Genomic DNA, 22,444 nt, shown 5'->3' on the forward strand with positions numbered 1-22,444 from the left:
GAGGCAACCGCAAATGAAAGCGACAAAAATGATTAAACCAGCAGTGGTGGGTATGCTTTTAATCATGTATTTATATATTGTAATCAAAATTATTTTATTTAAGTTCGGACATGTGGATGCGGGGTTCATGTTCAGTCAGTTGATGATGAACTTGGATAGTCCAGGTCATATCTTGAGGCAGCTACAGGATCGAGCGAATTTGGTTCCTTTCCATGAAATTTCAGATGGATTCTCCAATATGACTCGTACTAGAATGGTTAATTTAGTCGGAAATATTGCTATATTTATGCCACTTGGTATACTGCTACCTCTCCTTTTTGGAAATAGAAAGATGTTTTTCAACGTGATGCTGGTCGCTGTGCTCTTCAGTCTCAGTTTGGAAACTGCTCAGCTCGTGCTATCTATGGGAACCTTTGATGTGGATGATTTAATCTTGAATACATCGGGTGCTCTGCTGGGGTATGTTTTGTATACCATATTTAGTTTCGGACGTAGTGAGGTGCGGGTTGCGAAGACCAAAGAGAAGAGAGAACCACAAGTTGGGCATTAAAATTACTAAATATGGTCTAATGAAATACTTATTAATCCTGAAGAGTAACAGCAAATAGACGAGAATAGTCAACGGCAATCATGTTGGCCACACTCGTCTGTTTTCATTATGAACTAAAGCGTTTGCACGTAAGCGAGCAATTTCTTTAACCAGTCCAGTTCGAGCCTCTTCTGATTTAGGACATGTTCTTGAATGAGATGAGCCGATTGGGGTGCTTCGTGTTGTATGACTTCCCATTCCAGGAGATTTCGTTCAAGTTGTCCTTGGAACTTCTCAATACCCTCTTCAATAAGGAAGGCTACCTTGTTCTTATCAACATATTTCAGGAAGATCGTGGGGGAGTAAAGGGACGGGATATCTTTGAGCTGTTTGAAGCTGTTATAAATGCCCTGCTGCAACGTTTCACGGCCCTTATCGGTTATGCCGTATGTTGTCTTCTCGGGACGGTTTACATCACGAGTGACAGAAATCTTCTCGATGCACTCTTTCTTGAGCAACACGTCAAAATTGTAGTACAGGGTACCATCGGTAATAGTATGAATATCTTCTAGATTATCTTTCTTGAACATCTTCTTGATGTCGTATGGATGGTGGTTTCCGCTGTATAGGACTCCTAAAATAAAGATTTGAAGTGACATGGAATCGGCCCTCCTGAGATCATGATAAAAGCCTGCCAACTCCACATGGAATTGGCGGGCTTTTTATACATGTATTGCTACGTTCTAAATAAAGTGATTAAGCTGTTTGTTTTAGAGCTCTATCCTCTTTAGGGGATACGAAAGCAAATGACAGTGCGACAATTACAGTGAAAGCTAATGCCAGAATAATTAAACCGGTCAAATGTTCACCAAGCTTACCGCCTCCGAAGAAGAGACTCAAGTCGGTCTGAACAGTATAGAACATAATGGAGACATGACTTAGTGCTCTGTAGAAGCCAGGCATTACGCTTTGTGACATGACAGCGCCACTGCTGATCGTTTGAATAAGCATGAGTGTAATATTAGCAAAAATAGCTTTGTCTTTTAATAATAAACTGAAAATGGACATAAACTCAATGGCTGCAAATAATTCAAGTGAATGAGTTAACCATACTTTTACAAAAATGGCTGGCCCATAACCGCCCTGAACCAAGAAATAGATGCCAAGTCCAACGAGTGGAGCAAGCAAAGCTACGATTGCAGTTGTAGCATGAGATGCCCAGAAAGCTTGCCATAGTCCCATTTTACCTTTGAGAGCATTCATAGCACCAACCATCATCATGGAGAAAATCATAGCACCTACATAGCTGACCATGGATAGGAAGAAAGGCGCCATCTGATTATGCATACCTGGTGGTGTTGGGTTGCTGTCTACAATATTAGCATCAAGTTTCGCTGGAATGCTTGCAGCCAGTTGTTTCGCTTGATCATCTGGAACATGAGCTCCTTTTAGAATACCTTCTGCGGTTTGAACGGCAAACTGCTGATTCATGTTCGTTGTAATTTGTGTGATAACGGATTGCATGGTGCTTGTGACCATTGCAGGGTTAGATTGATTGACGAAGAAATCCATCTTTCCTTTACCATCTTGCTTAGACAACTGCTGTGTGAAGTCTTGTGGAATATGAATAATCATGTGAATTTCGCGATCATCCAGATCCTTCTTAGCTTGGTCTAATGAAGTTGGCGTTGAGATATGAAAAGGAAGCTGCTTCTGAAGCGATGCTGAAATTTCTTTACCTGATGTTTGATCCTCATTAACAATAGCAATGGATAATTCATTCATATTTTTAGGGATAGCACTATATCCTGTCATGAAAATTAATATAAATACGACTTGGTAAAATAGCACCATCGTGATACCGCCGATGACTGACTTGTTTTTTAGAAATGTAACAATATTTTTCACTTGGATTCCCCTCGGTGTAATATAATTTGCTTAAATTACTCTAATTAAAGTAATTGGCTTTTAGAAATATACACCTGAGAAAAATACATGTCAATATGTTTAGAGATAAATGTGATTTAATTCACAGAAAATTAGGCAGAAATGTGTCTTGAGATTTTGAATATATTTTAAATAATATTTTGTTTTACACTTGTAATAGTTAAATGTATAGATTATATTACAAGTGTAATAATTAATATTTTTTTATAAAGGAGACTTATCCATTGAAATACATTCCAAAAATATCAGAGTCTGAATGGGAGATCATGAAAGTGATTTGGGGCAACCATCCCATTCCAGCAGAGCGAATTTTAAGTGAGCTGCCTGACACCATTGTATGGAGTGATCAGACGGTAAGGACGTTTATAAACAGGCTTTTGAAGAAAAAAGCGATCAGTTATGAGAAATCTGGCCGAAGTTATTTATATTATCCGCTGGTATCTGAGAAAGAATGCGTTCAGGCGGAGAGCCAGTCTTTTTTAAAAAGAGTGTTTGGCGGCGCAGAGGCCATTCTGGTGACCAATTTCTTGGAAGAGGCACATTTATCGGAACAAGAAATCGAGCGGTTAGAGCAAATTTTATTAGAAAAGAAAGAAAAGAAGAACGAACTTTAGTGAGGTAATCCATGACAATTCTAAGTAATGTATTTATGTGGTTTTGTTACTCCAGCTTTATGGCTGGGGCAGTAGCATTACTTGTGATGCTCGTGCAAACATTGTTAAAACGTCGTTTAAGTCCGCGTATTCGCTATTTATTATGGTTCGTTGTTGTGTTGCGATTAGTAATGCCTATTCTGCCTAGCAGTCATTTGAGTATGTTTAATGTGCTGGATTGGATGAAAGGGGCTGCTTCGACTACCTCGATCACACAGGACGTCCCAAATCCTCCTATGATAAAAAATTATAATCTAGAACCGTTACCTAAGACTCCTTCATCGGGTGGAGATGTGCATGCACAGATCTCCGAGGAACGTGCAATCGCTAAGGTGGGTTCTAAAGAGAATCTATATCCTTGGTATATCCAATTCGCAGCGTTGATTTGGATTACTGGTGTACTCGCTATTCTGTTATATTTAGCGGCTTATCGCGTGGTTATGCAGCGAAATTTTCGAACTTTTCATCGGGTAACCGATCCAAGACTAATGGAAATATTGGATTCCTGTAGAGGACAATTTAGCATTCGAAGAACCATTCGATTATACAGCGGAAGATATGTGAAGAGTCCTTATATTGCAGGGATAATCCGCCCTTGGATTTATGTTCCTGAAGGCATGGACAAGCATTTGAGTGCAGCACAGCTTCATCATATTTTTGCTCACGAGCTGGCTCATTATAAGCGAAGAGACGTCGCATGGAACTTGCTCGGTAGCTTGCTACTCGCCGTTCATTGGATGAACCCAGTGATGTGGATTGTTGTGAAACGAATGAAGGCCGACCGAGAGCTAGCTTGCGATGCCTACACATTAGAGAGACTCGGGGAGTCTGAGGCGCTAGCATACGGCATGACGATGATTACGTTTATTAAGCTATTTTCAGGCAAAAGAGATCGTCCAAATCTCCTGTATTTTCAAGGTGATCGTCCTGAACAGCAAATGGTAAGGAGGATGAAGATGATTAGATCATTCCGCAAGGGATCGTATAAGTTATCGGCCATTGCGATTATATGTTTAGTATTAATTGGTACGGTCACGTTGACGAATGCGGTGAATACTGAAGCGCAGAGTGCTGTGAAGAAGCAAGAGGGTAAGCCATTTTGGTCTTCATCAGAAAATGTATTACTTGGTAATCAATCAACCTGGACCTACGATAATCTTGCCAAGGCTGTGGAAGTAACTAACTTTAAGTTTAAGGTGCCAAGTATGTTGCCACCAGGATTTACGTTTGAAAATGTGTATTTAACTGATGGTATGCTTCGTGGACAGACTGGCGATCAAGTAATGATTAAATTTACGAGATGGACGAGTATGAATAGTAGTGATGCAAGCTTCAGTTTGAGGGCTTTTCATAACGGTAAGAAACTAGAAGATGCAGTTTTAGACATTGAACAATTGGAAAGCAAAGACTTGAAAGATATCACAACTTATGATTTGAAAAAAGAGTCCATTATTATAAAGGGACACGAGGTGCTAAAGCTCACTTTATCTTTCCCTAAATGGAATCTTAAGCGATATTATTATCTTTGGATGGATGAAGAACAGCAGTATCAAGTTAAAGGAGACAATACGTTAAGCGATAGCGAATTAGAAGATGTAATTGCATCGATGACATACCCTGATCAGAAACTACAAGATCGCTATGTAGATAATAATCATAATTGGCAGGCGTATATATATGATACGGGTGACTTGGAGTATGCTACTAAAAGTATAGGATTCACACCGAAATATCCACAGAAACTTCCAAGTTCTCTGAAGATAGATCTTGCATCTGTAACTTTAAAGGGAAATTTTAATGCACCTTCAGACGAAAGGGATTATCAGCGAAGATTACTATACATAGACTATTCCAGCGAAGGTTTCAATGCAAAGGATAATAAGTCCATATCTTTCATGCAAATACAAGATCAAGGTATGTACGAGGAAATGAAGAGGACAGGGCAAGTCGTTTTCTCACAATTTCCAAAATTTAATGTGAACAAGCACATCGTTAAGCTTAGTCCATTACAAATTGACGGACAAGTAGTTCTACAAACGGCGAAATATAAAATTGACGGCTCAGCTAGTCTACCAAGTGATTCTGATATGGTAAGTTACTTTTGGAAAGAACATAGCGTCTGCTATCAAGTCATTGTAAAAGCAAATCAATTTCAAGGTAAGGAAATGGAGAATATTTTATCTTTCCTAATGAAACAGAGCCCCGTCTCAATCAAAGATTTGAAATGATAGAGGTTGTATATGCCGCTAGCAGATATTTTGCTAGCGGTCTTTTAATGTAAACAAGAGTTTACATTTATTATGAATGATTTACATAGTCATGCTTGTAGGCTAACCGTAAGTTAACAATTCTTCGCTACACTAATGTATATAAGAAATTAAATACAGGCGAGGGAGATATCATATGACTCTTTTATTTAAAAAGGCTGCAAGGCCCGTTCTATCATTAATCATGGCCGTAGGCTTAATGGGTTCGGGTGTACCTGCTTTTGCAGAAGGGGATTTACCTACAGTGCCTCCTTCCAGCAATGAAACAACTAATCCTACAGTAACACCGCCAGTAGATAATGAAGCGGGTAATAATCAAGCGACTGTACCTACAGAAGGCGAAGCTGGTGAAGCTCCAGTAACAATCCCAACAGAGCCAATGGGCGGAGCTAAAGATGTTGCTATGAATGAACCTGTTGCTCTGGCAGCTAGCTCTCCTATAACAAAAGTAACGGTGACCTTTAATGGAGATACCAAAACGGCCAAAGGATTTACTTGGTATACCTCTCTAGAATCAGAAAAGAGTGATGTACAAGTCGTTGAGCAGAAGGGATCACCTGATTTCACGAATGCACAACGCTTTGAAGGCCGATCATCGGTCGCTAAAAACTCCAATAAGGAGAGACTACATAAGGCAGAAGCCACAGGATTGGCACCGGATACTTCATATTATTTCCGTGTAGGAGACGCGGATTTGAATATCTGGAGCGAAGTGGGAACGTTTCGTACAGCTCCCGTGAGCGGTGCGTTTACATTCATTGATCTGACGGACACGCAGGCTAAAGAGGAAGATGAGGCTGACTTGTCAGCACAAACGATAAAAAAGGCAATGGCTACGATACCCAATGCTAATTTTATTCTCCATAGCGGTGATATTGTGGATACTGGCACAAAGGAAGAGCAATGGAACTGGCTGTTAGGCCATTCACAGGACAGCCTGATGAACATCACGTTAGCGCCAGCTGCTGGTAATCATGAAGATAAGAATTATGGCTATTATGAACATTTTAATGTATCGGAAGCAGTATACTCGCCAACGGAGAAAGGTGCTTATTACTCTTATGACTACAGTAATGCTCACTTTATCATCATGAACTCAAATGAAAACTCAGAGGAATATGCAAACTTCACGCCAGCCCAAGTTTCTTGGCTGAAAGCGGATGTGGAGGCTGCCCGTAAGGCAGGTGCAAAGTGGATTATTGTAAACTTCCATAAAGGACCGTACACGACTTCAAACCATGCTACAGATACTGATATCATGGGTGCAAACGGTGTTAGAAATAAAATCGCTCCGATAATGGCTGAACTGGCTATCGATTTTGTTGTCCAAGGTCATGACCACATTTATGCACGCAGTAAGCCAATTAATAAAGAAGGAAAGGCTACTACAGCCGAGACGATTACGGAAACATTAAATGGAAAAGAAATTAAATATACCGTAAATCCAGATGGCGCAATCTACATGATCCCAGCGACTGCTGGACCGAAAGTGTATTATAAGAATACGAAAATTGATCCTACCTACTATGATCTTTTTGATGTAGCGGATGAGAATCATGCAGCTAAATATGGACCAGACCCAAGTGATAGCTCACGTCCGAAGCGTAGCCAAGTTCAGAACTTCGTCGGTATTACCATTGATGGCGATAAGCTGACGGCAGTTTCATATGAAATTGATCAGAATGTGGATGGCGCTAAGCCTTATATTATTGATCAATTCGGTATTGTTAAACAGACAGCACCGAAACCGGTACCTATTAGTAAAGTGACGGTAACTTTTAATGGAGACACCAAGACAGCTAAGGGTTTTACTTGGTACACGCCACTTGCTTCAAGTGGTAACGATCTTCAAGTTATAGAGAAAACGAGCAGCAAAGCGGACTTCAATCAAGCTACTCATTTCTCAGGACGGTCTTCCATCTCTACGAATTCCAAAGAAGAACGTCTGCATAAGGCAGAGGCAACCGGATTGAAACCTGATACGTCTTATTATTTCCGAGTGGGTGATGAAGCGCTGAATAGCTGGAGTGAAGTGGGTACATTCCGCACAGCACCGGTAAGTGGTGCATTCACATTCATTGATTTAACGGACACGCAGGCCAAAGAAGAGGATGAGGCTGACTTGTCAGCACAAACCATTGAAAAAGCAATGGCAACAATCCCTAATGCAAATTTCATTTTGCATAGCGGAGATATCGTTGATACAGGAACCAAAGAAGAACAGTGGAACTGGCTTCTAGGTCATTCACAACAAAGTTTGCTGAATATTACCATGGCTCCTGCTGCTGGTAATCATGAAGATAAGAAATATGGCTATTATGAACATTTTAACGTAAAAGAAGCAACGAACTCCGCTACGGAGACAGGTGCGTACTATTCATATGATTACAGCAATGCTCACTTTATCATCATGAACTCAAATGAAAACTCAGAGGAATATGCAAACTTCACTCCTGCCCAAGTCGCTTGGCTGAAAGCGGATGTGGAAGCTGCTCGTAAGGCTGGTGCGAAGTGGATTATTGTGAACTTCCACAAGGGACCTTACACAACATCAAATCATGCAACGGATACCGATATTATGGGTGCGAATGGTGTAAGAAACAAGATCGCTCCAATCATGGCTCAGCTTGGTATCGACTTCGTTGTCCAAGGTCATGACCACATCTATGCACGCAGTAAGCCTATTAATAAAGAAGGTAAAGCAACGGTAGCTGAGACCATTACCGAAACATTAAATGGGAAAGAAATTAAATACACCGTAAACCCAGATGGCGCCATCTACATGATTCCAGCAACTGCCGGAGCAAAGGTGTATTATAAGAACACGAAAATTGATCCTACCTATTACGACCTTTTTAATGTAGCGGATGAGAACCATGCAGCTAAGTATGGAGCAGATCCAAGTGATAGTTCACGTCCGAAGCGGGGTCAAGTACAGAACTTTGTTGGTATTACCATTGATGGTGATAAGCTGACGGCGGTATCGTATGAAATTGATCAAAATGTAAACGATGCTAAGCCGTACATCATCGATCAATTCGGCATTAAGAAGCAATCCAAGGATGGTGGCACAGTAACTAACCCAGGTAGTGGATCTGGTACTGGGTCAGGATCTGGAAGTGGAAGTGGCTCTAGCTCTGGATCAGGGAGTAATTCGAATAGCAAACCAAGTGGTACAACAGGTTCGAATACTAACGGTACGACAACAGGAACAACGGGAGGTTCAACTTCCAGCGGAAGTACAGGTACGAATGGTACGGGAACAACAATACCGACCAATCCAACGGCTCCACAACCAACAAAAGTAAACTTCTCAGATATTGCGAAACATTGGGCGGCAGATGTAATTACACAAGCAGCAAGTCGCGGTTTTATTAGCGGCTATGCTGATGGAACATTCCGTCCTGATCAGAAAGTAAACCGTGTAGAGTTTACAACGATGCTGGCTAAAGCACTGAACCTAACAGGTACGGGTAAATCGTTAAGCTTTAAAGATAATAACAACATTCCTGCTTGGGCTAAGACTTATGTCGCTCAGGCCGTCCAAGCGGGTATCGTAAGCGGATATGCGGATCAACAATTCCGTCCGAGTCAAGAGATTAGTCGGGCAGAAATGGCTGCACTAATCAGCAAAGCTATGGGCATTCAGGTTAACCATGCTGCGAAACTTCCTTTTGCAGATGCAAGTAAGGCGCCGAAATGGGCTGTTCCTTATATCGCTGCTGTAACAGAAGCAGGTCTTGTAAATGGAGTGGGCGGCAATCGCTTCGCGCCGAACCAAAGTGCAACAAGGGCAGAAGCAGCAACATGGATTATGGCTTTATTACAGCATAAGTAAGATTATGAGCCAATCTATTTATTAGAAATATCAATGTATAGAGCCAAGACTTTCCTTTGGGGAGTAGTCTTGGCTTTTTATTTTAAAGAGAGTAAGTTCTTTCCATCCTCAACAGCCTGTTTTGTGTATAATGAAGTTATAAAACGTTATAAAGGATGTCACCTTCAGATGATCAGAGTTTTCAAAGGTAACACAATGAATTTGGTTGTTTCTGTACTTCTTATGTTTGTCATTTTTACCCGGATTGCTGTTCAGTGGACCTCAGCGAATTCAAGTGGGCAGGCGTTCGTGAACATGATTTTCATTGGTTTATCCGTCATCGCTTCCATCCGTTTTTATTACGTATACATGCGCTATGTAATGGTATCGGACGAGCAGATTATCATTGTGAATATTATAAAGACTCGTAGGGTATGGTTAAGTGATATCACAAGCCTAGAGGTAGACCCGCGTGGAGTGACGATTATAAATCGTGAAGGTAAGCCTGCACGTATTGGAATTAAAGATGTACGCACGAGAGATCGAAAGGTGTTCCTCTCATTCGTAAATAAGCTTCAGCAATCATAAATTTCAGCATAAGAAGAGGTAAAGAACATGGATGAGCGTCAGTTTAAGGATTATGCATTAAGTGAAGATATTGTGAGGGCATTAGATAGTCTGGGTTACAAGAATCCAACGCCTGTACAAAGTGAAGTCATTCCAGTCGCACTGGAGCAAATAGACTTGGTCGTGAAATCGCAAACAGGTAGCGGAAAGACGGCAGCCTATGGTATTCCGGTGTGCGATCTAGTGGATTGGAACGAGAATAAGCCACAGGCGTTAATTTTGACTCCTACCCGTGAACTTGCGATGCAGGTTAAAGAGGATATCACGAATATTGGACGTTATAAGCGGATTAAAGCCGTAGCTGTGTATGGTAAGCAGCCCTTTAGTGTCCAGAAAACAGAGTTGAAGCAGAAAGCTCACGTGGTTGTAGGGACACCTGGGCGAGTGCTGGATCATATCCAGAGAGGAACGATTGCGTTAGAACGTCTGAAATATCTCGTACTTGATGAAGCAGATGAGATGCTGAACATGGGTTTTATTGAACAGGTGCAAGCGATCATTCAGGCGATACCGGAGGATCGTATGACGATGTTATTCTCGGCTACCTTGCCGGAAGATGTGGAGAAGTTAAGCCGTAAATATATGGACAATCCGATGCACATCGAAATTAAGGGTACAGGAATAACAACAGAACAAATTGAGCATTCACTATATGAAGTGAAGAATAACGATAAATTCGCTTTACTACGGAATTTGACCATTGTGAAGAACCCGGATAGCTGTATTATTTTCTGCCGGACGCAGGAACAGGTTAATGATGTGTATAAGAAGCTATCGGATCTCGATTATCCTTGTGAAAAATCCATGGTGGGATGGAGCAGGATGAGCGGTTTGAGGTGATGAATGCTTTTAGAAGAGGCCAATTCCGCTATCTCGTCGCTACAGATGTAGCCGCAAGAGGGATTGATATTGATAACATCTCACATGTTATTAATTATGATATTCCGATGGAAAAGGAAAGCTACGTGCACCGTACCGGAAGAACGGGACGTGCTGGAAATGCGGGTAAAGCGATCACGTTCGTAACCCCAAATGAAGGGAAATTTCTAGCTGAAATTGAGGGATACATTGGTTTTCAAATTCCTAAAATGAATGCTCCATCGCAGGAAGCTGTCGATAGAGGTACGGAGACATTTAACAAGAAGATCAATGTACAAACGAAGCTGAAGAAGGACAAGAATGAGCTATTAAATCAAGAAATTCTGAAGCTATACTTCAACGGCGGTAAGAAAAAGAAGCTGCGTGCTGTAGACTTCGTAGGTACAATTGCCAAAATTGAAGGGATTAGTGTAGAGGATATTGGTATCATTTCAATTCAGGATAATGTTACCTATGTTGATATATTGAATGGTAAAGGTCCGCGTGTGCTGGAAGTCATGAAGGATACGAAGATTAAAGGTAAATTGCTCAAAGTATACAAAGCCAACAAGTAACACTTGTGGCTTTTTTTTATCCATAGCAGACTGCTGGAATAACCTCAGTGGTTTGACTTCAGTATAGGAGAGGAATACAATAGTTTTATGACTATCGAACAATTGATTGTAAAAGATGATGAGAAACGGGCTAAGATTTTCAAAGCATTATCCGAAGTGAAACGAATTGAAATGATTCGATACCTTCATCATAATCGGGATAACAACACATGTGGAGCTATCGTTAAATCGATGGGCATGGACAAATCCAATGTGTCATATCATCTCAAGATTCTATACGAGGCGGATCTAGTAAGTATCATACGTAATGGTCAAAACAAAAATGGTCAGCTTCGAGAAGATACGTTTACCGAATTTTTACCGGGTTTCCTGGACAGTTTATAAAATGTCCGGAAGCCCTTCATTTTGGGATAATAATTTGAAAGTTTTAAAACTATTTAATATTAATGTTGCGATAGTCACAGAAAGTAATCTTAACTTTAGGGTAATACTCTGTATAGAGATATCAAAATAAAAAAATATTGGAGTTGTGATCATATGAATCAGCAATTAAAGAATAGACAAATCCTTTTAAAAACACGCCCTGTAGGCTTGCCAACAGATCAAGATTTTGAGTTTAAAGAAATTCCTGTAGCTGAAGCGCAAGATGGACAAGTTGTTGTGCGTACATTGTATTTATCCGTTGACCCATATATGCGGGGCCGGATGAGCGATGCCAAATCGTATATTCCACCATTTAATCTTAATGAAGCAATTGCTGGCGGCATTGTAGGCGAGGTAGTGGAGTCCAAGTCTGATCTGCTGAAGGCAGGCGATAAAATTATCGGCATGCTAGGCTGGCAGCTATACAATACCGTGGATGCAAAGACTGTCCGCAAAATTGATGATTCCATTGCTCCTGTATCGGCATACTTAAGTGTTCTTGGTTTGACTGGACTTACGGCTTACTTCGGTCTGCTAGACATTGGTCAGCCTAAAGAAGGCGAAACCGTTGTTGTATCTGGTGCCGCTGGTTCCGTGGGTATGTTTGTTGGACAGATTGCCAAAATCAAAGGCACTCGCGTTGTAGGGATCGCAGGTACAGATGAGAAATGTGACTATTTGAAGAATGAACTTGGCTTTGATGCAGCCATTAATTATAAAACGACGAAGAATCTTGATGAGGCATTGAAAGCGGCTTGTCCAAATGGAGTCGACGTTTACTTTGACAATGTGGGTGGTTCCATTACGGATAGTGTTATGAATTTGCTGAATGACTATGCTCGTATTCCTTTATGTGGTTCGATCTCAGCTTACAACAGTACGGATGGAGATATGGGTCCACGTATTTTCACTAAATTGATTAAAACACGTTCACTGATCAAAGGATTCGTTCTTAGTGATTATGCATCCCGTCAGGAAGAAGGGCTTCAAGAGCTTGGAAAATGGTTATCAGACGGTAAGCTGAAATATGAAGAAACGATTGTGGATGGTTTCGACAACGTGATTGATGCATTCCTACAATTGTTCCAAGGTACGAATCTCGGTAAAATGCTCGTCAAAGTGAGCGATGCTGATAAATAAGTGATTAATCTTAATAACGTAAAGGAGAATGAACATGGAAAACTACGAGAATTTAGTTAAACAACAGCGGGCATTCTTCCGTACGGGTAAAACAAAGGACATTAAGTTTCGTGTGGATTCACTGAATACATTGCAGAACGCGATTAATAAACATGAAAAAGAGTTACTGGCTGCATTAAGAACGGATTTGAACAAATCCGAAGCCGAGGGATACTCCACGGAAATTAAAATTGTACTTGAGGAAATCAAATTTTCGCTCGAAAATTTAGATGCGTGGATGAAGCCGAAGGAAGTAGATACTCCTACGTTCATTACAGGCGCTTCCAGTGTGATTTATCCAGAGCCATACGGCGTTGCGCTCGTTATTGCACCTTGGAACTATCCGTTCCAGCTCGCGATTGCACCTTTGATTGGTGCTATGGTAGCAGGAAACTGTGCAGTTCTTAAGCCCTCTGAGTTCACGCCAACCACATCCAAAGTGCTTGCCAAACTTGTTAAAGAAAACTTCCCTGAGAATTACATTGCCGTCGTAGAAGGTGAAGTTGAGACAAGTACAGCGCTACTCAAAGAGAAGTTTGATTATATCTTCTTCACCGGCAGCACGCCGGTCGGCAAAGTGGTTATGGAAGCTGCAGCTAAACATCTAACTCCGGTTACACTTGAGCTTGGTGGCAAAAGCCCATGTATCGTCCACAGTGATGCAGAGCTGAAGTCAGCGGCTAAGCGGATCGCTAGAGGGAAGTTCCTGAATGCAGGACAAACCTGTGTAGCACCGGATTATATTTTGGTTCAGCGTCAAGTGAAGGATCAATTCCTTAGTGAGCTAAAAGATGCGATTCACGTCTTATATGGCGAGGATATTTCTCAAAACCCGGATTTCCCGAGAATCGTCAATGAGAAACAATTCAATCGCCTAACTTCGTTCTTAAATGATGGAACATTGTATCTTGGTAGTAAAACCGAATCATCTCGTTTGTTCATAGAACCAACTATATTGGATCAAATCACATGGGCTGATCCGGTGATGAGGGATGAAATCTTCGGACCCATTCTTCCCGTGATTGTGTACGACGAATTGCCCGAGATTATCGAAGAGATTACGAAGCGCCCGAAACCTCTTGCCCTATATATCTTCTCTGAAAGCACGGAAGTGCAGGATCAGATTCTAGGTAGTGTTTCGTTCGGCGGTGGTTGTATCAATGAGACCTTAGCACATCTAACTTCACCATTCCTACCTTTTGGTGGTGTAGGTGAAAGTGGTATGGGTTCATATCATGGTCAAGGTAGCTTTGATACATTTTCTCATCGGAAAAGTATTCTGAAACGTAAAGCAGAGTAATAACTCCGCGTTCTAATCCAATATTCTAAAAAATAAGAAGAAGCCTCTGCCTTAATGGTGGAGGCTTCTTCTTATTTGAATAGGTCCGGAAAGGAGTGCTTATGAATCGTTATCAGGAACATTTACATTTTGCGCAAAAGACAGAAAATGGTCTTCTCTCATACATCATTTCGAGTAACAACGTTGGAGAAGATACGTTACTGTCGTTCCCCAGAAAAATTGTAGCTGAACACTGATGTTATTTTTTTGAAAAAACCTTGCCATGGTACGCGTTTCATACGTTATGATACATGTGCATGACAAAAAAGAAGCCATACTCGGCGTTACCCTATGAACTGTTGAACAGTAACAGGGGCGTGACGAGTATGGCTCTTTTATATGAATCTAGCGATATCATGGTTTAGGGTTAAATGACCACTTCACCGCCGGTACCTGATGTGGATAAGTCTTTCCATGCGACATATAGAGAAATAATAGCGGCGATCAGAAACAAAACAGCTCCTAAGAGAGCCCACTGTTTCAGGTTGTTTGGTTGTACAGGGCGAGGTCTATTGATGCTTTTGGTTTTTACAGGTTTCACGTGATGAACTACCCCCTTAAATCCGTATTCACATAATGTAATCTATGTTCTCTATGAGGATTCCGTTCCCTTATAAGAGGAAAATAGACGGACGACATGGACAACCTACAAGGTTAGTTTAAACATTTTCAATTATCCTCTACATTATGGGGGCTTTTTTGCCGATACTCTTTTCATTACATTATGTTTTATCAGGGGGAATTATTATGGTAGATCAACAACAGGAGCAGGATCAATTCATATATCTGGATCTACGCAAGAGGAATCAAATCATCTGTTTTACCGTTACCTTTACAGTGGTTTTAGCTTTATTGTTATTGGTGGGAATAGGTGAAGTAGCATCATCAGGATTATTGATTATGATCCCAAGCGTGCTTCTTTTGACCTTTGTATGGTCAGCACATCTGACAAGAAGGTTTGAAAAATATATATCCTTCGTTGCTATGCTCGGAATGTTTGCGATCTCAATCATTCCGATCCTACAGGGCGGGGGAAGTTCATCCGTAGGTGCGTCTGCCTTTTTCGTACTAAGCATCGGCCTCATGTATAACTCTCCTAAAGTGGTATGGACAGCTTATTCAGCAGGGATCATTCTTCTTATTCTTAGCTTCACGCTCACTCCTAATAAAGATGCACTCAGCATAACAAATTTTGGTATATTTATGTTTTACTATATTCTAGCTTCTACTATTCTTCTAGCTCAATCTACATTGGGAAGAAAGTTATTCGCCCATGTCAATTCTCTAAGCCAAAGTTCCTCGGAAATGCTTGCGAAAGAGCTGGAACGGGAGAAAGTGACCTTGGAGGCAACGCATACCATTTCCTCCAGCATCAGTGAAATAAGAGCGAATAGTAAGGATAGCCAGCAAGCTTTTCATGAGATGAATACGGCGTTCCAAGAGATGGCTACGGGAGCGGCAGCTCAGACCGAGACCATTGGGGGCATTTCGGAACATATTTATTCTTCTAATCAACATATTAACCATATGCTAGATTCCATATCCCAGTTCGTGACCTCCGTTACAGAGACGAAAATCGCTTCTTCCGAAGGTTCGGAAATCATTGGGCAACTCACTTCAACCATCGATCGGTTCCATCTAAATATGAATGAGATGAAAGACGAGATTAGTGCGATGATCTCCAATATTCATCATATTGCCAACCTTACGACTTCGATTCAACAAATCGCAAGTCAGACGAGTCTTCTTTCACTTAACGCCAGCATTGAGGCGGCACGTGCAGGAGAGCAGGGTCGAGGATTCGAAGTCGTTGCTCATGAAATTCGGAAGCTTGCTGAGATGACTAATGAATCAGCTAGGCAGATTACAGAGAACGTAGGACAAGCGACGCGGCAGGCTGATCTATCCCATATTCGATTAGAAGAGAATGTGGAGAATATGAAGCAGAGCTTGGAACTTGTGGATCAGACGAAGAACTCATTTATTTCAATAGATAAGAATGTAGACTTGTTATCCGTTGGCGCCTCCAGTATTTCTGAAGTTGCAAGTTCAGTAAAAGGAACGACTGAGGAAATTGAACTCACGGTGAATGATTTCGTTGCGGTTATAGAGCAATCTTCTGCTACGCTACAAGAATTACTTGCGACCGTTGATACCTTATCAGCTCAAAATCTGCCGATGGTTCGTAGAATTGAGGAGACGGATCAGGCTGTCAAACAGTTAATAGCTGTAGAACGTTAATGTGTATAGAAGATGAACAGGAATAAGAAAATAAGGTAACACGTATAAACCTGAGGCCTAGCCTCAGGGTTTTCTTGTGCAATATGTACAATTAAGTCACGATAAGTGTATGAATGAGTTTTGTTGCCCGAGGGGACTTCAGTACTGGTTATATACCTGATTTTATATTTTTTCATTAAAAATATCCTTCTATTATTCAATTTCATTGATCCAAAAGTCACTTTTTGTCGTATGCATGTTATGGGCATAAATGGACTTACTATTTTTTGAGGAACTCTCTTATGGTCTTGGCTAGCCCTTACATATCATTAAATACTAACGCTTTTATAAGGGAAATCTATTAGCTCTGGGAAATCCAGGGATTTATAACTGAAAGGAGGTAAATGTTAAAAAAAATCGAATATTGTAGAAAACGTGTTTCGTAACGGAAGTAGTTGGTTATAAGTTCATGTTTAATTATAGGAAGTAGGTCCTACATATAATAAAAGATAAGAGGGATTACATATGAAATTCAAACAAAAATTAATGTTGAGCTTCACAGTTGTTTTGTTGCTTACGTTAATCGTGGGGATGATTGGTTGGTTTGAGTTAACCTCTATTAACAGTGCCTATAAAACATTACTAGATGAACGCGTAGAGAAAATGTTGATTGCTAAGGATTTGGGAGGAACCGCTGCTGACGAAACCAAGAATGTACGAGGCTATCTACTGACAGGAAACGGAGAGCATTTCAACAGCTATCTAAAGAATCGGCAAACCTTTAAAGAAGAAATGACTCAGATCCTAGCGGGTGTACATACAGAGAAGTCTAAAGAAATCATAGCAAAGATGAATGATTTAGAAACTAAATATTCGGCGGTTGTAGCCGAGATCGTGGAATATAAAAAAGTTGAAGATATTAAGATGTACACACGTCTTGTGGAAGAGAAATGCGTTCCCATGGCAAGGCAGCTTGCAGCTACTTCAGAGGAGCTGGAGCAATATCAAGAGGCTCAGTTAAACGAGATGGTTAAGCAAACCTCAGAGAAAGTATCAAGTATAAAAACAATTCTAGTTATTACCGGCGTTATAGCCATGATTGTGGGTATCGCAATGATAGCCTTTGTACTTCGGCTTATCGTTCGTCCGGTTGAGATGGTTGCTCTTTCTGCCAAACGTATTGCAGCAGGCGATTTAACAGGCGAAGATATACGTATTCAGCAGAAGGATGAAATCGGTGATATGGCTCGTTCTTTTAACGAAATGAAACATAATCTTCAAGGATTAATGGTTCAAATTGACCAGAATGCTGTAGAAGTAGCTTCTTCCTCACAGGAGCTGTCGATGGGCTCGGATCAATCCGTGTTGGCTGCTCAGCAAGTTGCTGAATCCATTCAAGAAATCGCTAATTCTGCGGATTATCAGGTAGAGCGAATTAAAGAAAATCAGCTTTCTATGCAAGAGAGTGTGGTCAGCTTGCAGCGTATTGCCCAGTCTGCTGCCGTAACGGTAGAGTCTACAGGAGAGGCCACGAAACAGGCAGAACAAGGAAAGGAACTACTCGATGAAACCATTATCCAATTGAAGCAGTTACATCAAACGATTGATCATTCCGCAGCAGTCATTAATGATTTGGGCGGGCAATCCAAGGAAATCGAGAAGGTCATTTCTTTTATTAAAGAAATTGCAACGCAGACCAATTTGTTATCACTTAATGCCAGTATCGAAGCTGCGAGAGCTGGCGAGCATGGTAAAGGCTTCGCTGTTGTTGCCAATGAAGTGAAGAAGCTAGCTGAGCAGACAGGGGCGGCTTCTGAACAGATTGCTAATCGGATTAAAGAGATGGTAAGTAAAGTAGATCAGTCTGTCGAAGCCATGCAGCAGGGCTCTGATGAAGTGAAGCGAGGCACACAAAGTATTAATCTGACGGGTGAGGCTTTCAGTAGCATTTACCATGCCATTGAAGTCGTGTCAAGCCAAGCTCAGGAAGTATCTGCGGCTACAGAGGAGCTGTCTGCTGTAACGGAGCAGTTACTTGCTACGGAAACGCAGCTCGTCGATTTATCTTCTAGTATTTCGGAGCACTCACAAAGTGTCGCTGCTGTATGCGAGGAACAGCTAGCGACGATGCAAGAGATGTCTTCATCGTCTGAAATGTTGAACCACATGTCCAAAGGATTACAGGGTGAAATTCGCAAATTTAAATTTAAAGAGTAGACAGAAGGATTGCTGGAAAGGTCCACATTCGCGCTAAATCGTCATATTAAATGCGATGATTTGGAGTGAAAGGACTTTTGCTGATACAATGACTCTTATGGATAATGAATAGGAGGATGACACCGATGAGTGAAATCAATGAGCAAGAAATGTTGCAATACATTGCTACTGAAACCAGCGCGGATGTGAAGGTTATCACGCTTGTGCTGAAACATGAACAGACTTTTATTAACAATGCCAAGGAAGATGCAAAGGGCGATATCGAGATCGATAGTGATGAGCTAGTGGATTATGTACTGAGCCGTCCCGATATTAAGCTTGATGAAATGACAGTGGAAGATATTTTGGATGCTGAAATGGACTATTTAATGGACAAAGGTATTGCAGGATACGTCGATTAATACGTAGATAGGTATCTGTAAATAATCAAAGCCGACCTCCCTATAGATGGCGAGGTCGGCTTTTTTGTGATCATTATGTGGTACTTATGTATAAAAACCTGTCGCTTCCTCAAGACTAAGCTTGTGAAAGTACATACTTAGGAGGCTTCGTGACATGAAGAAACGGATGATAGGGTTACTTGCAGGACTCACGATATGGATGCTTTTAACGGGTCCGCAATCTTATATCCAAGCTGCAGATACGGATGACGGATCAGTTGGTAAGAAGCCTGGCGCAAGTAAGGAACAGGTTAAGGAGACAAAGGAAGAAGCATATATCCAAAATTACGATCGTATTTTACGAACCATGAAGGAAAGAATGTCCTCTGCACCGAAAACGGGAGATCCCACCGTTGATTTTCTCTATGAGATGATTCCACATCATATGGCAGCCATATCCATGTCGGAGAATCTAATATCCTATGTTCCTAATGGAAATGCAGAGGTTAAGAAACTTGCGGAGACGATTATTCGAGAGCAAACGGATGGGGTTTCACGCATGAATAATTTACTTGAACGTATCAAAAACTCACCTCAGATTGATATTGCACAAGAGGAAGCTTACTTAAAAGGGTATGAGGAAGCCTATAAGGCGATGATTGCCCGCATGGAGCGCTCAGACCTACTGGTAATATCGATAAAGATTTCTTGGAAGAGATGATCCCACATCATGAGGGTGCTGTTAAGATGGCGGAGAACGTTCTGAAATTTACGCTGAATGAGGAACTGAGACAGATCGCGAAGCATATTGTAGATAGCCAATTTACGGAGCTAGAACAGATGAAGAAGCTGCTGCTTATCATAAAATAAGACTCATGAACACAAAAAAACCAACGCTACTCGCTGGAGTTGGTTTTTTTGTAAGAAGATAATGATGATTAAATGTCATCCAGCCGGGTACATTACGTTAAACTGTACTTTCTTCAATGGGAGGGATCGATATGCAAGATCAACGAGAGTTATATATACGGATGATTATGGATCTATCTGAGGAACATGGGTTAATGTATGAGCGGCGAGTACTGGAGCATATGCCAGAGCATGAGCTCATTGAACTGCGTGATACGCTACGGATGAAGCATGAGCAGCATGATTTTAAAAGATATTGCTAAATAACATATACATATGTTAACGCTTGAGTGTGTATGTCAATAACTCATTTACATGTTCTTGGGTTGTGTTTAGCGTATGTTTGAAGGTAAATACGTTACCTTCTCGTTTTACAAAACGGATATCCGCAATCGACGCAGACATCGAGTCATTATCCTTAATTCAAAAGGGGCTTGAGCTTCTTTAGACAGGAGCTCTTGATATAATACGGTTCTTGTCCCTGCTTTAACATCAACGAGTAAGAGGGACTGTGTCCCATAAGGGCGGATCAACAGTATCCCATCTAAGGCAGATGCGTATTCAATGGTATAGGATTCATCAATCCCTCCAAGTTTTTTCAAATCATACCGCTGTTTTACGATACCCTCTGTATTAACTAACTGGAGCTCGGAACCGTTAAGCATTACACTCATGTTATCCACCTGTGCGGTACTTATCGTAGGAAACATACCATAATAACTGACTTTTGATTCCCGAATAACTTTACCATTATGAATGAACACCTTATAGATGTCATTACCCATACTCGGCTCGCCGTAATTATGGTTTACAGTTAGCATAGCAGAGTTATTAGAGAGGTTTGAAAAATGTATCGTATAGTACCCATTCGCTCGGACATTAGTCTGACCAATGGTATGTGGTAAATCCGTCCCTGAGTTCATATACACGATGCCGTTATCTCTACGTACCCAATAGTGGGTGTTCGTATTACCACTAACCACATTTAGAACTGCATACGATACATTCATGGTCCCGTCTGGATAACCCTTAATGTTGCCACCTACGAATTGAAGCAAATCACGGATAGGAAGTGCCAAAGTTCCATTCTTTAGGGTAGGTGCAGCCGACATGGTGCGAGGGACTCCATTGAATACTGCGCGTTTCGAATTCACCTTCCAGCTCAGCTTGCGGTTCGGACCTACGATGGTTAATTGACCTTTCTTTGAATCATAGGTCCAGATCAGATCGCTGAACATTTCAGATAATGGCTTAAATGAAATATAGGCAATTCCATTCTTCATAAAGAACTGATTATCTTGATGTTTGGGGTCAAAACACCAGGACGTTGGGGTAATTGCCTCCGTAGCTACAGGACTGGCTACTGCTGCAGCAGAGCTACTCTGAGCTGTTGCTTGTCCTGCGAAAGAAGCAAGTACAGTCAATAGACTCATAGCAATTAGGAAACATTTTATCCCTTGTTTATTAGAATAATTCAGCATGTACAGTTATCACTCCCATATTTTTCAATTTAAGTTAATGATCTAGACGTCATAATTGATATAAAAGTTGCTGTACTCATTCAAACCCTCCTAGTTCTTATCCTGCATGAGTATATGCATGAACTGTGAAGTAGGAGGACTAGGAAGCTCCTTCCGAGTGTATAAGGAAATGGGATTCTTTAAATGAATGCCTTGAACATGCACCTTCTGAATCTCACCCCGAGCAACATAATCCTCCGTTTCTAGGGAAGACAAGAATGCAGCGCCATACCCCTCCATGACCACCCGCAGTGTCTCATTCAATCCATTCATCTGTAAGCCGACCGCTGGAATGGGTAAATTATGCGTGGTACATAACGCGATCAATTGATCTCTTGAGAAACTACCTTCTTCGCGAAAAATAAAGGGCTCATTCACCATCTCAGCCAGATGGATGCGAGCTCCAGCTAACCGATGCTGTTTATGCACCACAAAACACATGTCATCTTCAAGCCACTCTGTCCGCTCCAGCAGAGGATGATCCTCCCGAATGCCTCCGATTAGCGCGAGGTCAGACTTGAAATGAATCAATGAATCGATTGCCTGACTTGAATTGGTAGTCGTAAGTTCAATTTCAACATTCGGATGTTTTTGTTTATAATGCGCAATCCATTTGGGTAGCAAAAAGTTGGCTGGAAGATAGGTAGCTACGATATGCAGCTTGCCAGCTGCCCCACTCTTTAACTGCTGCAGCGTGTCCTCAATTTCAGCCTCCATCGCAAATAGCCTATTAGCCTCAGCGGCAAGCCGCTTACCAGCCTCGGTTAGAACAACGCCCCTACCTGAGGAAGTCCATAATTTGAGGTCTAATTCGCGTTCAAGCTTTTTAATCTGCGAGGTAACGGCGGGTTGGCTAATATTCAGCGCTTCGGATGCTAGTGTGACGCTCCCTTTGTCAGCCACTTGATAAAATAATCGGAGTGCATGCAAATTCAATATCATACCTTCTCTCATTCATAACTTAAATTTATAAATAATAATAAA

19 protein-coding genes and 1 pseudogene are annotated in these 22,444 nt (G+C 41.3%); 15 read left to right on the forward strand and 5 right to left on the reverse strand.

Going from position 1 to position 22,444, the window contains the following annotated elements; translation table 11 throughout:
• The first annotated feature begins 13 nt into the window (after positions 1 to 13).
• Positions 14 to 550: a VanZ family protein gene (locus tag JCM16418_RS11355; protein WP_052020213.1), complete on the forward strand. Its 537-nt coding sequence runs from the start codon at positions 14 to 16 to the stop codon at positions 548 to 550.
• Between the two features lie 113 nt (positions 551 to 663).
• Here JCM16418_RS11355 and JCM16418_RS11360 read toward each other — a convergent pair whose 3' ends face one another.
• Together JCM16418_RS11360 and JCM16418_RS11365 are read right to left on the reverse strand one after the other, a co-directional pair.
• Positions 664 to 1,188, reverse strand: coding sequence for a PadR family transcriptional regulator (locus JCM16418_RS11360; protein ID WP_036648817.1), 525 nt, complete (start codon positions 1,186 to 1,188; stop codon positions 664 to 666).
• 97 nt (positions 1,189 to 1,285) lie between these two features.
• Positions 1,286 to 2,437, reverse strand: coding sequence for a YhgE/Pip domain-containing protein (locus JCM16418_RS11365; RefSeq protein WP_052020214.1), 1,152 nt, complete (start codon positions 2,435 to 2,437; stop codon positions 1,286 to 1,288).
• A 263-nt stretch (positions 2,438 to 2,700) separates the two neighbouring features.
• Here JCM16418_RS11365 and JCM16418_RS11370 point away from each other — a divergent pair, with 263 nt between their 5' ends.
• The 8 genes and pseudogenes from JCM16418_RS11370 to JCM16418_RS11410 all read left to right on the forward strand — a co-directional run bounded on the left by JCM16418_RS11370 (position 2,701) and on the right by JCM16418_RS11410 (position 14,175).
• On the forward strand, positions 2,701 to 3,090 hold the full coding sequence (locus tag JCM16418_RS11370; protein ID WP_036648820.1) for a BlaI/MecI/CopY family transcriptional regulator: 390 nt from the start codon (positions 2,701 to 2,703) through the stop codon (positions 3,088 to 3,090).
• Between the two features lie 11 nt (positions 3,091 to 3,101).
• On the forward strand, positions 3,102 to 5,357 hold the full coding sequence (locus tag JCM16418_RS11375; protein ID WP_036648822.1) for a M56 family metallopeptidase: 2,256 nt from the start codon (positions 3,102 to 3,104) through the stop codon (positions 5,355 to 5,357).
• A 175-nt stretch (positions 5,358 to 5,532) separates the two neighbouring features.
• A complete protein-coding gene (locus JCM16418_RS24285; protein ID WP_242403800.1) occupies positions 5,533 to 9,234 on the forward strand; it encodes an S-layer homology domain-containing protein in 3,702 nt (1,233 codons plus the stop codon).
• A gap of 168 nt (positions 9,235 to 9,402) precedes the next feature.
• Positions 9,403 to 9,801 (forward strand): hypothetical protein, encoded by a 399-nt coding sequence (locus tag JCM16418_RS11390; RefSeq protein ID WP_036648825.1) that lies wholly within the window; start codon positions 9,403 to 9,405, stop codon positions 9,799 to 9,801.
• 27 nt (positions 9,802 to 9,828) lie between these two features.
• Positions 9,829 to 11,273, forward strand: a pseudogene (locus tag JCM16418_RS11395) (DEAD/DEAH box helicase).
• 87 nt (positions 11,274 to 11,360) lie between these two features.
• Positions 11,361 to 11,657, forward strand: coding sequence for an ArsR/SmtB family transcription factor (locus JCM16418_RS11400; RefSeq protein ID WP_036648827.1), 297 nt, complete (start codon positions 11,361 to 11,363; stop codon positions 11,655 to 11,657).
• A gap of 153 nt (positions 11,658 to 11,810) precedes the next feature.
• Positions 11,811 to 12,836, forward strand: a complete 1,026-nt coding sequence (locus JCM16418_RS11405) for an NADP-dependent oxidoreductase (protein ID WP_036648829.1) — start codon at positions 11,811 to 11,813, stop codon at positions 12,834 to 12,836.
• A 34-nt stretch (positions 12,837 to 12,870) separates the two neighbouring features.
• Positions 12,871 to 14,175: an aldehyde dehydrogenase gene (locus JCM16418_RS11410; protein ID WP_036648832.1), complete on the forward strand. Its 1,305-nt coding sequence runs from the start codon at positions 12,871 to 12,873 to the stop codon at positions 14,173 to 14,175.
• A gap of 406 nt (positions 14,176 to 14,581) precedes the next feature.
• Here the strand turns inward: JCM16418_RS11410 and JCM16418_RS24950 are convergent, their stop codons facing one another.
• Complete coding sequence (locus JCM16418_RS24950) at positions 14,582 to 14,755, reverse strand: hypothetical protein (protein ID WP_156327216.1); 174 nt, start codon at positions 14,753 to 14,755, stop codon at positions 14,582 to 14,584.
• Between the two features lie 206 nt (positions 14,756 to 14,961).
• On the opposite strand from JCM16418_RS24950, the gene JCM16418_RS11415 reads away from it, so the two are divergent.
• The 6 genes from JCM16418_RS11415 to JCM16418_RS24955 all read left to right on the forward strand — a co-directional run bounded on the left by JCM16418_RS11415 (position 14,962) and on the right by JCM16418_RS24955 (position 20,203).
• On the forward strand, positions 14,962 to 16,455 hold the full coding sequence (locus tag JCM16418_RS11415; RefSeq protein ID WP_036648834.1) for a methyl-accepting chemotaxis protein: 1,494 nt from the start codon (positions 14,962 to 14,964) through the stop codon (positions 16,453 to 16,455).
• Positions 16,456 to 16,959: 504 nt separating this feature from the next.
• The gene (locus JCM16418_RS11420) at positions 16,960 to 18,651 is read left to right on the forward strand and encodes a methyl-accepting chemotaxis protein (protein WP_052020215.1); all 1,692 of its coding nucleotides are present in this window, start codon (positions 16,960 to 16,962) and stop codon (positions 18,649 to 18,651) included.
• A 125-nt stretch (positions 18,652 to 18,776) separates the two neighbouring features.
• The gene (locus JCM16418_RS11425) at positions 18,777 to 19,052 is read left to right on the forward strand and encodes a hypothetical protein (RefSeq protein ID WP_036648836.1); all 276 of its coding nucleotides are present in this window, start codon (positions 18,777 to 18,779) and stop codon (positions 19,050 to 19,052) included.
• Positions 19,053 to 19,206: 154 nt separating this feature from the next.
• The gene (locus JCM16418_RS26340; RefSeq protein WP_036648838.1) at positions 19,207 to 19,752 is read left to right on the forward strand and encodes a DUF305 domain-containing protein; all 546 of its coding nucleotides are present in this window, start codon (positions 19,207 to 19,209) and stop codon (positions 19,750 to 19,752) included.
• A complete protein-coding gene (locus tag JCM16418_RS26345; RefSeq protein ID WP_081765408.1) occupies positions 19,749 to 19,901 on the forward strand; it encodes a DUF305 domain-containing protein in 153 nt (50 codons plus the stop codon). The genes JCM16418_RS26340 and JCM16418_RS26345 overlap by 4 nt, the downstream gene beginning before the upstream one ends.
• A gap of 131 nt (positions 19,902 to 20,032) precedes the next feature.
• Positions 20,033 to 20,203 (forward strand): hypothetical protein, encoded by a 171-nt coding sequence (locus JCM16418_RS24955; protein WP_156327217.1) that lies wholly within the window; start codon positions 20,033 to 20,035, stop codon positions 20,201 to 20,203.
• Between the two features lie 108 nt (positions 20,204 to 20,311).
• Here JCM16418_RS24955 and JCM16418_RS11435 read toward each other — a convergent pair whose 3' ends face one another.
• Positions 20,312 to 21,421 carry a stalk domain-containing protein gene (locus JCM16418_RS11435; protein ID WP_036648840.1) on the reverse strand — a complete coding sequence of 370 codons (1,110 nt, stop codon included), beginning with the start codon at positions 21,419 to 21,421 and terminating at the stop codon, positions 20,312 to 20,314.
• A gap of 90 nt (positions 21,422 to 21,511) precedes the next feature.
• Positions 21,512 to 22,396, reverse strand: a complete 885-nt coding sequence (locus tag JCM16418_RS11440; RefSeq protein WP_036648842.1) for a LysR family transcriptional regulator — start codon at positions 22,394 to 22,396, stop codon at positions 21,512 to 21,514.
• Positions 22,397 to 22,444: the final 48 nt, after the last annotated feature.

The organism is Paenibacillus pini JCM 16418 (genome assembly GCF_000576305.1).
GTDB lineage: Bacteria > Bacillota > Bacilli > Paenibacillales > Paenibacillaceae > Paenibacillus_AQ > Paenibacillus_AQ pini.

Excerpts from the sequence above, each read along its gene's own strand:
- JCM16418_RS11355 (WP_052020213.1), top strand. The coding sequence starts at position 14 with ATGAAAGCGACAAAAATGATTAAACCAGCAGTGGTGGGTATGCTTTTA.
- JCM16418_RS11360 (WP_036648817.1), bottom strand. The coding sequence starts at position 1,188 with ATGTCACTTCAAATCTTTATTTTAGGAGTCCTATACAGCGGAAACCAC.
- JCM16418_RS11375 (WP_036648822.1), top strand. The coding sequence starts at position 3,102 with ATGACAATTCTAAGTAATGTATTTATGTGGTTTTGTTACTCCAGCTTT.
- JCM16418_RS24285 (WP_242403800.1), top strand. The coding sequence starts at position 5,533 with ATGACTCTTTTATTTAAAAAGGCTGCAAGGCCCGTTCTATCATTAATC.
- JCM16418_RS11390 (WP_036648825.1), top strand. The coding sequence starts at position 9,403 with ATGATCAGAGTTTTCAAAGGTAACACAATGAATTTGGTTGTTTCTGTA.
- JCM16418_RS11400 (WP_036648827.1), top strand. The coding sequence starts at position 11,361 with ATGACTATCGAACAATTGATTGTAAAAGATGATGAGAAACGGGCTAAG.
- JCM16418_RS11405 (WP_036648829.1), top strand. The coding sequence starts at position 11,811 with ATGAATCAGCAATTAAAGAATAGACAAATCCTTTTAAAAACACGCCCT.
- JCM16418_RS11410 (WP_036648832.1), top strand. The coding sequence starts at position 12,871 with ATGGAAAACTACGAGAATTTAGTTAAACAACAGCGGGCATTCTTCCGT.
- JCM16418_RS11415 (WP_036648834.1), top strand. The coding sequence starts at position 14,962 with ATGGTAGATCAACAACAGGAGCAGGATCAATTCATATATCTGGATCTA.
- JCM16418_RS11420 (WP_052020215.1), top strand. The coding sequence starts at position 16,960 with ATGAAATTCAAACAAAAATTAATGTTGAGCTTCACAGTTGTTTTGTTG.
- JCM16418_RS11425 (WP_036648836.1), top strand. The coding sequence starts at position 18,777 with ATGAGTGAAATCAATGAGCAAGAAATGTTGCAATACATTGCTACTGAA.
- JCM16418_RS26340 (WP_036648838.1), top strand. The coding sequence starts at position 19,207 with ATGAAGAAACGGATGATAGGGTTACTTGCAGGACTCACGATATGGATG.
- JCM16418_RS26345 (WP_081765408.1), top strand. The coding sequence starts at position 19,749 with ATGATCCCACATCATGAGGGTGCTGTTAAGATGGCGGAGAACGTTCTG.
- JCM16418_RS24955 (WP_156327217.1), top strand. The coding sequence starts at position 20,033 with ATGCAAGATCAACGAGAGTTATATATACGGATGATTATGGATCTATCT.
- JCM16418_RS11435 (WP_036648840.1), bottom strand. The coding sequence starts at position 21,421 with ATGCTGAATTATTCTAATAAACAAGGGATAAAATGTTTCCTAATTGCT.